This window comes from Methylobacterium sp. WL119 (assembly GCF_008039875.1).
Taxonomy (GTDB): Bacteria; Pseudomonadota; Alphaproteobacteria; order Rhizobiales; family Beijerinckiaceae; genus Methylobacterium.
This window is the reverse complement of record NZ_VRUU01000135.1, coordinates 1-11,036: the sequence shown is the minus strand read 5'-3', so window position 1 is coordinate 11,036 and position 11,036 is coordinate 1. Positions and strand designations below refer to the sequence as shown.

Genomic DNA, 11,036 nt, shown 5'->3' with positions numbered 1-11,036 from the left:
GTTGTGCCGTCATGCCCCAACAACCTCGTGACCTTGCTGATGTACGCGAAAGTCTAGAGCGCATCGCTCGCGCCCTGGATCAGCCTGTAGTGGCTCTGTTTGATGCGGAAGAGCTGAACGCTCGGACAGCGGAAACACTCGCTCTCACGCGAGCCTTCGACACAATTGACGACCGCCAAGCCCGCGCCCGGTGCCTCGCGTTCGTAACTGCTGAGGCGGAGCGGGAAGCGCGCGCCTGACACCATCGAGTGGCTGGGCAATCGCTTCATACTGCACTTCACCCGGCGCTAGCTGGCATGCCAAGCTGAAATTGCCGTGCTGCTGGACAAGCCAAAGCGGGGCAACGTGGCGGAGTCGCGAGCCGTCTTGGAGGGACAGCACTGAAGGCCGCTCAAGGTGGAAGGTAGAACACCCGCTTCTAGCCGAAAGGCCACGGTCCGCTAACTACTCGATGCGGACGTTCGACCCGAGCACCCGTCAGATTTCTACCCCTAGGATGGACGAGGATGGCTCAGGGTCGGCGGGGCAGCCAAAACGATGGCTAGGGTCCGCTCGCAGCTAGAGGGTCTGCTGGTGCTCCTATCTGCGGCGGGCGCATTGCAGCTTATGCCTTGGACAGGTGCAGACGACCCGGCTGAAAGGGCGTTCGTAGCCGCTTTCGTTGCAACGGTCGTTGCGGTGGGTCCGACTTGGTGACGTCCTGGGCCCTCAAGCGACTGCGTATCCTCGAACGCGGGCCGCGCACCTACAACCGTTGGGATGCAGCTAACGCTTGCCTGATCACCCGTGGATGGGTGCGCGAAGCTCTCTGTGAAGGCGAGCCGGGTAAGCGCTTGATCACAATCACGCCCGAAGGGCGAGCTGTCTATGTAGCGGCACTGGCGGTTCATGCTGAACGCCGGGCATCTTCGCTGTTATGACCAGACCGGCAGCCCCTCCTCATCGGTGCGGCCGCCCACTCGGCGGTAGCAGGTAACACCGCGAGCCGGCGACCTTTCTCAACGGGGCGTGGCCAGCACCAAAAGCATCACAGTCACGCCGGGTGTAGGTTGTGGAGAGCGGCGAGGCGCAAATTCACCTAGTCGGTCAGATCGAGCAGGGCTTCCACGTCACCGGGTGAGGCGTCGCCAAGGGGGCAGGCAAGCATCGTTGATCGTAATACTACCGCGCCCAGCGAACTGTCCCATCCCTGAGGATCAGCTTGTAAGCCCGTGCCCAGTCGCCTCGAAGAAGGCTTCTACATGCTCGCGCAGACCACGCGGGGATACGCGGAGGCGTATACGAGATGGGACGGGGGCGGTGCGTTTCACCAGACTTAAAAGGGCGTCGTAAGCCTTCTTGATGTTCGTGGACGACGGCTCAATATCAGCGCGAACGAGTGCACCGGCAGCGGTATGCCAGAGCGGAGCTTCGGCAGTCTGCAAGGCCTTTCCAATGCCGTACCGGTGCAAGGCAGAAAGCCCCGATGAGACATCATTTATAAGTGTGACACCGAAGTCTGGGCGATTAGGGTCAAGCCAGACAACCACGGCATTCTCAAACGGCTTTGACATCAGGATCACATCCTCCGCCGCTAAAACCGATTTCTCAATACACGAATTCACCCTCAGGTTGCGCTCACTAGTTGGGTGTGTAGTTTCTCGGTTAAGCTTTAGTAACCATCAAATGTGGCATTCAAAGAGAAGCTACGCGTTTGAGCGGATAGTCCTCATCTGCTTGACGGACCATTTTATCCACCCATCGTACCAAGGCCAACGTGGCACTGCTTGACATGGCGGTGCCGCACGCCCCCGCAAGTGCGATCTCGGGCTCAATCGCACGAACGTTTTTGCGGTTAGACGCGCCGCTTTCCGCGCCCCCCGCGGGCGTCATCTTCGGCGGCCGGAATGCCCATCAGGACACGTAAGGGGTTCGTTCGCACCACGCGGATCTTCCCCGATACGGGCCCGCAGCCAATGCAAACCGCATACGTCCAGCGGGCCCATAAATTCTCGTTCTGCCGATCGACCCCTTGCTGTCTGATCCTTGCCTTCTCGATCAATGCTCGGATCTCAGCGGCCTTTTCGTCACCGACAGATTTTCTCTGTTGGTCCGTAACGGACGGGTTTTGAATTTCCTGTGCCGAGGTAGGCGATGCAGCTACAATCATCACGGCAATAGCCAGCAAACTTGCACGCATAAGTTTCTCATGCCTTCTTGGCTTTGATCACCAAACCGATGACATGACGGGCCAGGGAACAGGAAAGTTTCAGCCTTCGCAAAAAGCTAACAATTATCAATATTTTGTATGCCGCCAAGTTCAGTAGAACCCTGCTCAAACATGCTCGGCAATGTAGCCGACCGACAGCAATCGTGACTGAGGAACGATTGGATCGTGGCCGTGGTTTCACGCCGTGGCACCGACCCGGTGCGGCAGCAAGGACCCGGCACCGATGACCAAGACTCGTCTCACAGCTTCTGCGATCGCGGCCGCGGCTTTCGGCGCCGTCCTAATGTCGGCCGGCGCCGTCTCCGCTGCGACGCCGGCGCCCGCGCCGAGCCTCGTCCAGCCCGAGGCCCCGACCGTGCAGGTGCGGATGAGCCGTCGCTCGATGATGCGGCACCACACCATGCGCCGCTCGATGATGCGTCGTGGTGGCGGCCGGACCATTGGGATGAAGAAGGGGCTCTAACCCACAGATCGCCGGTTCACTTCGTCGCTAATCCCGGCGGCGAACTTGTCAGATCAGCCCGCTCGGTATCAGCCGCAGTGGGCTTTTTTGTGTGTTCCATTCCGGCAGCGCGGAGCCACATCGTCGGCACTGATCTCTTCACCCTACACGCAGCCGCTGTGAACCTATCTGGTCGTCAGATGTAGCTATCGTATGACCAACCTCGCGCCACCGTCCTTGGACTATGCGGCGCAGGTGAAGGACCCTCTCGTTCAGTTGTCAATCGCGGATTTTGTGAAGGGGTGGCGCATGATTGTCGGCGAGCCGCCCTCAATCATGCTCGACAATCGATCCGAAATGATCAGGCATCTGCTCGAAAGCGTCCCAGCTGCCGTTCTGGACCTAGCAGCTGCTCTCCCTGTGGCCAGATAGCTCCTCTAGATGAGCTCAATCTTCAGCCCGCCCGACACAAGCCGCGATAGCCGTTTTGTGCGCGCTACCCGTGATCTCTGCTGCCCAGCACCGCTAGCAACTCTCGCCCGGCCGGCGTGATGAACCTGCCAATCTCATTTTGCAGTGCGCCCTCCCATCTTGCTTGGCGCTCGATCACATACCCGAGTTCGATCAGCATCCACATTGCATCTTGTTGGGCTGTGATCTGCATCCCACGCGGGCACAGGGCGATGGCCCGCAAAGCTGCAAGCGCGTGAGCGCCGACGGACTCGCTCATTGGGCACGGTCCGATCCAGCTACCAGTCCGAAGAGATGCGCCAGCGCGATCAGTTCCCCGTCGGTGCACTCAAGGCCATCCACCAGCCACAATCCCGGGTCGTCTCCCGGCGGCTCAACGTTTCGACCGATCGCGCGAAGGGCTTCGGCGGCCTCGTAAGATGAGGTCTGTTTCATCCCCGATCGTACGACGGCCGGACGCGTGCGCTACAAGATAGATCATAAACGGCGCTCGTCGGGTGGCCGCACCATCGCAGCGCACCCGACTTGCACACCCGACCGCGGCGCGGCTGGAAGGGACGGCTTGATAGCACGATAGCGAAGCGTCAACCTGTCAAGCCGTCAACAGGCCAAGACATCGAGACGGGCCTACGTCTTGTGACCATGCCGTCTCAGGACATCGCGGATCGCATCCTCCGCGAGGGCCTGGGCGGTGGTGTCCTGATCCAGGGCAATCTGTCGAAGCGCTTTGCGCTCGGCCGGCGTCATGCGAACGATGATCTGCACCCGCGCGTCAGTTCCCTTGGCGGCTTTCGCTAGCTCGGCGGGCGCTTGGACCGGGCTATCGGCTTCGGGCGGCGCCACCTTGCGGGCGAGGCGATCCGAGAGGCTGGTGAGCGGCTGGCGTTCGCTGGTCATAGGCCCTGCCCTTTCATGGTCTCTTGAACCTCGTGCCATAGCGCCAGCATTTCTTCTGCGGCGCGCCCATTCGGTTCGAACTCGTTGACCGTCTGTCCGCCGATGACGGCGTGAGACATCGCCACCCGCTGCGAGACGACGGATCGAGCAACGGTCGCCCCCATCCGGGTCAACGTCTCGCGCGCCTCGGCGACGATTGCGGGCTCGGTAGCTCCGGTCCGCGGCGGCGCATGGTTGATGATGGCGAGCGGCGTCTTGCCGACCCGCCGGGCCAGATCGAGGGTCGCGGCTACGGCGGCGAGGTCGAACGGGCCAGGCCGCGTCGGGACGATGACGAGGTCGGCGACACGCATGGCATCGGCGATCGAGTTTTCTGCGTGGGGTGGCGTGTCGATGATGCTGTAGGCCACGCCTTCGGCTTCGGCAGCCGGCAATATCTTGGCAAGCTCGCGGGCCTCGCACTCGACCATGGCCGGCGTGTCGCCCTGTCGTAGATCCCACCACCATTTCAGCGACCGCTGCGGATCGGTGTCGAACAGAAGGACCGGCTTGCCCGGCCCTGCCGCGATGACGCTCAGGTGCGTCGCGAGCGTCGTTTTACCGACGCCTCCCTTTCGAGCCGCTATCGTGATGGTTCGCATTCTCGCCGTCCTGCCGCCTCGACGCCGAGACTGAAAGGCGTCTGCTTAACAGTCCGTCAAGCTGGATCGACGCCAGGACGCATCGACGCCTTTCAATCACGCTGCCTTGACCGCGAGCCCTTTTGCTATCCTGCAGTATGGACGCTTCGGCGTTTAGACAGCTTGCTATCAAGCCATCACCCATTTAACTTCCGATAGCAGATATTCTCGGAAGTTTGAGGTGGTAGGGGGTCTCAATGGCGGCGATCGTTCTGATAGATGGGACCAACGGCGAGCGCCTTCCGGTGAAGCCAGCCTATGGCACGCCCTGCAACGGCTGCGGGTTCTGCTGCGCGGCCGAGCCGTGTGCGATCGCGCTCGAACATATCCCCGATCATCCAGACGAAGGGCCGTGCCTCGCGCTGGAGTTCGAGGACGGTCAGTTCGTCTGTGGCATGATCCGCCGGCCGGGCCACTACATGCAGCTTCCGAACGATTGGGCCGACGAGGTGATTGGCGGGATAATCGCGGACGCGCTTGGCGCGGGGAGGGGATGCGATGCCGAGATCTGAAACCCTGCCCGCGTCCATCGAGGTTCAGCGTAGCTCCGGCGATAACCTGCCGGCCGACGCGCTCGCCCTGGTACGGGATTATCAGCGCGCCTCGAAGGCCAGCGCCACCATCCGCGCCTACAAGTCGGACGCGGCGGCGTTCACGGCTTGGTGCGACGGCCACGGGGTCTCGTCGCTGCCGGCCTCGCCCGAGACGGTGGCGGCGTTCCTCTCGCATGAGGCGGCGGCTGGGCGGGCCTCGTCCACGATCGGCCGGCGGCTCGCGGCCATCGCCTACGCACACAAGCTCGCCAGCCTGCCGGACCCCGGCGCGCACGAGACGGTGCATGCGGTCATCAAGGGTATCCGGCGGCGGCCAGACATGGAGATCCGACAGAAGACGGCAGCGACGGCGGAAGTGCTGGCCGCCATGCTCTCGCACGCCCAGCCGGGGCTCGCCGGCAAGCGCGACCGTGCATTGCTCGGCCTCGGGTTCGCAGGGGCGTTCCGGCGGTCCGAGCTGGCCGCGCTGCTGGTCTCTGACCTGACCGACCACCCCGACGGCATGCGGGTGCTGATCCGGCGCTCGAAGACCGACCAGGAGGGCAGGGGGACCGAGAAGGCGATACCGCACGGCCGGCACGTCCGCCCGGTGGCGCTTCTGCGGGAATGGCTCGCGGCTGCCGAGATCACGGACGGCCCAGTGTTCCGCCCGGTCTCGCGATCCGGTCGGATCAGAGCCGAGGCCCTGACGGATCGCAGCATCGGGGACATCGTGAAGCGGTATGCCGGAGCCGCGGGCTTCGATCCGGCGGCGTTCGGCGAGCATTCCCTACGCGCCGGGTTCGTGACGACGGCGGCAGAAAGTGGAGCCGACCTCGCCCGCATTATGGAGGTGTCGGGGCATCGAGACCCGCGGACCGTACTTGGGTACGTTCGGCGGGCGAACGCTTTCAAGGACCATGCGGGAAGCGGGTTCCTGTGAACACCCCAGCGGGGAGGTGAATACGAGCATACTAACATATTATAATATTTTTCTGAGCATTAATGTCATAGCACATGGCGTGTAATCTGATCATTTGATCAAATTACACGTGTTTACTCAGGTTTCATTGCAGGTCGGTATTTTCAGCATGTGTAGGTGTTGAGGCGGTGATGACTACCATGAAATGCCAGGGGTGCCGCGACGGCAATCCACTGCCTTTTGAGTTCACCATGGCGTTCCACCCCATCCTCGATCTCCGCCGGAACACCGTCTGGGGCTATGAAGCTCTCGTGAGAGGTACTGAGGGTCTGGGGGCGGGGCAGATCCTCAGCATGGTGGACGAGAGCAATCGGTACAAGTTCGACCAAGCCTGCCGGGTTAAGGCGATCGAACTTGCCGCCTCCTTGTTCCCGGACCAGGAAACGCGGCTATCGATCAACTTCATGCCGAACGCCGTGTATGAGCCTGCAGCCTGCATTCGTGCGACCCTCGACGCCGCCCGTCGTGTCGGCTTCGCTCGTCGGCGTATCATGTTCGAGTTCACGGAGAACGAGCGCATGACGGACGTTGCTCACGTCCAACGGATCATCACAGAGTATCGCAAGCACGACTTCGCCACGGCCCTCGACGACTTCGGTGCCGGATATGCCGGCCTCAATCTGTTGGCGTGCTTTCAGCCTGATTTTATCAAGCTCGATATGGAATTGATCCGCGGCATCGCGACTTCCCTCGCACGTCAGACCATCGTTGCCGGCGTGGTTACAATGGCACGCCAGCTAGACGTGGCGGTGATTGCTGAGGGGGTCGAGACAGAGGCCGAGCTGACCACGCTGCAGGCGACCGGTATCCATCTGTTCCAGGGTTATCTCTTCGCCAAGCCGACCGTGGCCAGCCTCCCGCAGGTCTGGCTACCTGATGCCTTGCCACCGGTCGACGCGCATCAAACTCACGCCGCCTAAGCGTTCAACGTACCCAGACAGGCTACGCGGCCACAGGTGCCCTGAGGCTTGATCCAAGCTGCAGGCGCCCCCCAAATGCTGGTAGAGGCGTAGATGATTTCCCGTCAGGTTCGTGACGGCAAGCTCGTGCGCCCATCGCCCCCCCCCGCGACGCCACCCGTGGCGCGTCCTGTCAGGCCTCTGCCGAGCGGAGGTCCAAGTGCAGGTAGTTCGGATCAAAGCCGCAGAAGGCTTTGAGGCGCGCGACATCGGGGATGTCCAACCGGCCGCTTCTCAGAACAATCAGATCTTGGTCGCGCAGCTCGCGCAGCATACGGTTGACGTGTACAGGTGTCAGTCCAAACAAGTCCGCAAGCTCGTTTTGTGTCATTCGCACATCGTAGCTTCTGTCCGTCGCACATCCGATAGCTTGCAAGCGAACCAGCAGTTCGCAGAAGAGATGCGCCATCATCTTGGCCGCTGAGCGCTGACCCATGCTGGTCATCCACTCGCGCATGATCCCCTCGTCGACGAGGGTAGCCCACCAGAAGGCTTGGGCGATATGAGGCCGGGTCGTGATCAGATCGATGATCGTTGCGCGCGGGATTTCGGCGACCTCGCAGGGTGTGAACGTGCCGATGCTATGATCGCGCCGCGCCAAGATCGTGACGTGCAGGTCGCAAAAATCACCCGGGATCAGCAGCCCCAGGATCTGACGCTTGCCGTCGGGCAGCATCTTGTAGCGATACGCAAGGCCTTCCATCACGAGATGCACGGTCTCCGGGCGATCCCCCTCACGACAGAGATCGCAATCCGCCTCAACCTGCCGGGTCGTGGCAGAGAGGGCTCGAAGCGCGGTTCTGTCTGTGTCGTCGAGTTCGCAGGCGTGTTCGAGCTTCTGGATCAGCGGGTTCGAGGCTGCGCGTTGGCTCGCCGGGAACGGTATCGCGGCATCCGGGAAGAGCGAGGCCGGCGATGTTTCTGCCTCGGTCATGCTTTTCGGTGCTGACGCAGCCATCGCGTGGCCTCCTCCAGCGTGGCGAAGATCGGCGCTGACACTCCGAAGAGACGTCCGAAGGCCGCCTCCACGAACCAGCCCGGACCCACCTCGTGCTCGGGGGTATCGAGACGCACCAACACCGCAATCAGCAGGCCGTTGGCGAGAACCAAGCGCCCTTCCCGGTCTGGGCTGCCGGTATCGACAGCGATCGGCTGCAGCACGAGCAACGTCTCGACGTTGTCGCGCGCATCCATGCCTAACTTTCCCGGAGCTGGTTCAGCCATGGCTGGCTCCGGCGTGCCCCCCAGCGCGTGTTCTTAAGGTGGAGGTAGTTCGGCGTGAAGCCGCAGAACGATTTGAGCTGCTCGACATCGTGTATCGTCAGAACCCGTCGTTTGAGCGTGATCAGCCCGCGATCACGCAGCTCGCGAAGCGTACGGTGCACGTGAACGGCGGACAAGCCCATCGTGTCGGCAAGCTCGGTCTGTGTGAACGGAAAGGGGTAGCTGTCGTTCGTGACCTTCCCGACCGCATCGAGCCGGACCAGCAGTTCGCACAGGAGGTGGGCGATCCGCTGCTCCGGGGCACGGCCACCAAGGTTGACCAGCCACTCGCGCAGCACCGCCTCATCAACGAGGGCACACCACCAAAAGGCTCGCGTAACCTGCGGATGGGCCTCGGTGATCTCCTCGATCGCCCGACGCGGGATGTCGACAACATGGCACGCGGAGATCGTGCCGATGTTGTGGTCCATCTGGTCGAGGATGAACACGTTGAGATCGCAGAAGTCTCCTGGAACCAGGAGAGCCATGATCTGGCGTTTGCCGCTCGGCAGCACCTTGTAGCGGCAGGCAAGGCCATCGAGGATCAGATGGACGTTCTCGGGTTCGTCACCTTCTCGGACCAGATCGACCCGTGCACCGACCTGCCGAATGCGTGGTGTCAGGCCATCCAGGGCCCGGCGATCGTCATCCGATAGGGCTTCGAAGCCTTCCAGCTTCCGGGTCAGTACCTGCTGCATCACGCCTCGGCATGGTCACGACGGCTCCCTCATACGTCGGAAACCCGACCAAACAAATCATCATTTGACGATTTGGTTGCATAAGTCCCTGCTTTTGTTTACGAACGGACGGATTACCTGCCGAGCGCTCGGGCGCAGGTAGCTGAGGGCTCGTGCTCCCGCCCTTTCTAGGACGGGTTCATTGAAACGGCTCTTACAGGTTACCTACCGCAATCGTCTTCTTATCAGCTTAACGCCTGCCGATTTCGCCTGGGTGCAGAACCATCTCACTCCAGTCGTGCTCAGGGTCGGCGACGTGCCGATGCCGGCTGCTGCTCCGCTCACGCATGTGTATTTCGTTGAGCAGGGCATCGTCTCGCTCGTAGCGCGCTTCTCGGACGGCGAACAGGCGGAGATCGGGCTGGTCGGTTACGAGGGCGTGGTCGGCCTCCCGCTCATCCTGGGATCGGATCGCACGCCGTACGACGGCCAGGTTCAGATGGCCGGCCTCGCGTGGGCTATGCCGGCTGAAGCCTTGCATGCCATGCTGCAGCGGAGCGCCGCCTTCAGCGAGCGCCTGCTGCGTTACGCGCAAGCCTCCGCTGTACAGGTGGCCAGCACGGCACTAGCCAACGCGCGCTATACGCTCGTGGCACGCCTCGCCCGCTGGTTGCTGATGTGCCACGACCGGGTCGAGGGGGACGACCTGCCGACGACCCATCGTTTTCTGTCCGTGATGCTGGGGGTGAACCGCACCGGCGTAACCGAGGTCGTTGCCGCACTGGAGCGCGCCGGCGTCATCGCGACGAAGCGCGGCACCATCACCATACTGGATCGCGCCTACCTGCTCACCCAGGCCGGTGCCTGCTACGGGACCCCGGAGACGGAGTACGCCCGCCTGATCGAGAGGGCTTGAGATGCCCCGTTACTACCTCAACCTTCGCTACGGTCAGAGGCTCGACAAGCTTGCGGTGGACCCGGAAGGGGACGAACTCGCCGATGACGAAGCGGCACGCCAGCTCGCGTTGCAGGCCGCGCGCGACCTGGTTGCTGGAACACGCTCATTTGCCGTGCGTGATTGGTTCGTGTGCTCCTTCGAGATCGAGGACGAGAAGGCCCGGCGCGTCATGACAGTGCCGTTCAGCGACATCGGTCCCGAAGAAGACGACGAGGATTAGGCCGGCTGTTCGTTCCTACAACCGGTGAACCCCCTCCACTTACGATCGCGTCACGCACCAACCTTTTGATGAGGATCTCACTCGGAGGTCATTCTACAACGTGCCATGAGCAATGACCGCGCCCCGAAATGCGACGCAGATCTGATTGAGCGATCAAAAAGGCTCGTTGCCGAGTCTGTAGCGATGCGCCGACAAATGCGAGAGATGCAGGATGCCGCCGACAAGGCGATGGCAACGAGGCAGTTATCTCTCACTAGACCAGTAGATGAGCACCAGACCCGCCCGCTTTTGTGAACGGGCTAAGCGCTGCTTCTGCCGCACCTCAGCTAGAAAAGCACGAAAAAGTCCGCTCGGGGTGCCGGCGAGTTCTGCTTGGAATGAGCGGGGGACGCGGAGCAGCGTTCAGGCCGCCTCGTCGGCCTTCTTGCGCCCGAGCGCTTTCGGAGCCGCCTCGGGCTACTCTACGGCCGTGGAAGCCGTTTTACGGCGCTTCTGGCCAAGGCCAAAAGAATGGGCGAGAGCGGAGCGCTGCGCGGAGTAGTTGGCCGTCGTCATCGGATAATCGGCTGGCAGATCCCATTTTGCGCGGTAGGCCTCTGGTGTCAGGCCCCGCAGGGTCAGGTGTGTAGGGCGGTGACAAAACCATCCACTGGAGCGTCGGCGGGGTGCTGATGCGGCCGGGGTAAAAGCCGGCCAGTGGAGAGGCTTCTCTTTCGGGAGGGGCCCAGGATGTTTGCCGTGGAAG

Annotated in this window: 14 protein-coding genes and 1 pseudogene; 7 read left to right on the top strand and 8 right to left on the bottom strand. The window is 62.2% G+C overall.

The window, feature by feature from the left end; genetic code table 11:
* The coding region (locus FV227_RS29550; RefSeq protein ID WP_210246744.1) for a hypothetical protein at positions 1–239 on the top strand (239 nt) is incomplete at its 5' end.
* Positions 240–2,432: 2,193 nt separating this feature from the next.
* Entirely contained in the window at positions 2,433–2,672 is a 240-nt protein-coding gene (locus tag FV227_RS26085) for a hypothetical protein (protein WP_147860255.1), read from the top strand.
* A 475-nt stretch (positions 2,673–3,147) separates the two neighbouring features.
* Here the strand turns inward: FV227_RS26085 and FV227_RS26075 are convergent, their stop codons facing one another.
* From FV227_RS26075 to FV227_RS26060, 4 genes are all read right to left on the bottom strand, one after another.
* Entirely contained in the window at positions 3,148–3,381 is a 234-nt protein-coding gene (locus tag FV227_RS26075) for a hypothetical protein (RefSeq protein WP_147860254.1), read from the bottom strand.
* Positions 3,378–3,557 carry a hypothetical protein gene (locus tag FV227_RS26070; protein WP_147860253.1) on the bottom strand — a complete coding sequence of 60 codons (180 nt, stop codon included), beginning with the start codon at positions 3,555–3,557 and terminating at the stop codon, positions 3,378–3,380. Before FV227_RS26070 ends, FV227_RS26075 begins: the two co-directional genes overlap by 4 nt.
* A gap of 192 nt (positions 3,558–3,749) precedes the next feature.
* Positions 3,750–4,019, bottom strand: a complete 270-nt coding sequence (locus tag FV227_RS26065; protein WP_147860252.1) for a ribbon-helix-helix domain-containing protein — start codon at positions 4,017–4,019, stop codon at positions 3,750–3,752.
* Complete coding sequence (locus FV227_RS26060) at positions 4,016–4,660, bottom strand: ParA family protein (protein WP_147860251.1); 645 nt, start codon at positions 4,658–4,660, stop codon at positions 4,016–4,018. The genes FV227_RS26065 and FV227_RS26060 overlap by 4 nt, the downstream gene beginning before the upstream one ends.
* 236 nt (positions 4,661–4,896) lie before the next feature.
* Between FV227_RS26060 and FV227_RS26055 the strand changes: the two genes are divergently transcribed.
* The 3 genes from FV227_RS26055 to FV227_RS26045 all read left to right on the top strand — a co-directional run bounded on the left by FV227_RS26055 (position 4,897) and on the right by FV227_RS26045 (position 7,134).
* The gene (locus FV227_RS26055; protein ID WP_147860250.1) at positions 4,897–5,211 is read left to right on the top strand and encodes a hypothetical protein; all 315 of its coding nucleotides are present in this window, start codon (positions 4,897–4,899) and stop codon (positions 5,209–5,211) included.
* A complete protein-coding gene (locus tag FV227_RS26050) occupies positions 5,198–6,175 on the top strand; it encodes a site-specific integrase (protein ID WP_147860249.1) in 978 nt (325 codons plus the stop codon). Before FV227_RS26055 ends, FV227_RS26050 begins: the two co-directional genes overlap by 14 nt.
* Positions 6,176–6,345: 170 nt before the next feature.
* Positions 6,346–7,134: an EAL domain-containing protein gene (locus FV227_RS26045; protein WP_246687959.1), complete on the top strand. Its 789-nt coding sequence runs from the start codon at positions 6,346–6,348 to the stop codon at positions 7,132–7,134.
* A gap of 172 nt (positions 7,135–7,306) precedes the next feature.
* On the opposite strand, the gene FV227_RS26040 is transcribed toward FV227_RS26045, so the two are convergent.
* From FV227_RS26040 to FV227_RS26030, 3 genes are read right to left on the bottom strand one after another with little or no spacing between them, the layout of a single operon-like run.
* Complete coding sequence (locus tag FV227_RS26040; protein ID WP_147860248.1) at positions 7,307–8,107, bottom strand: Crp/Fnr family transcriptional regulator; 801 nt, start codon at positions 8,105–8,107, stop codon at positions 7,307–7,309.
* Positions 8,104–8,367: a hypothetical protein gene (locus FV227_RS26035; RefSeq protein WP_147860247.1), complete on the bottom strand. Its 264-nt coding sequence runs from the start codon at positions 8,365–8,367 to the stop codon at positions 8,104–8,106. Before FV227_RS26035 ends, FV227_RS26040 begins: the two co-directional genes overlap by 4 nt.
* Before the next feature lie 2 nt (positions 8,368–8,369).
* Positions 8,370–9,134 (bottom strand): Crp/Fnr family transcriptional regulator, encoded by a 765-nt coding sequence (locus FV227_RS26030; protein WP_147860246.1) that lies wholly within the window; start codon positions 9,132–9,134, stop codon positions 8,370–8,372.
* A gap of 253 nt (positions 9,135–9,387) precedes the next feature.
* On the opposite strand from FV227_RS26030, the gene FV227_RS26025 reads away from it, so the two are divergent.
* Positions 9,388–10,029, top strand: coding sequence for a Crp/Fnr family transcriptional regulator (locus FV227_RS26025; RefSeq protein ID WP_147896088.1), 642 nt, complete (start codon positions 9,388–9,390; stop codon positions 10,027–10,029).
* Position 10,030: 1 nt separating this feature from the next.
* Positions 10,031–10,291, top strand: coding sequence for a hypothetical protein (locus tag FV227_RS26020; RefSeq protein WP_147860244.1), 261 nt, complete (start codon positions 10,031–10,033; stop codon positions 10,289–10,291).
* Positions 10,292–10,747: 456 nt separating this feature from the next.
* On the opposite strand, the pseudogene FV227_RS30145 reads toward FV227_RS26020, so the two are convergent.
* A pseudogene (locus FV227_RS30145) lies at positions 10,748–10,915 on the bottom strand (MucR family transcriptional regulator); the annotation flags it as partial.
* Positions 10,916–11,036: the final 121 nt, after the last annotated feature.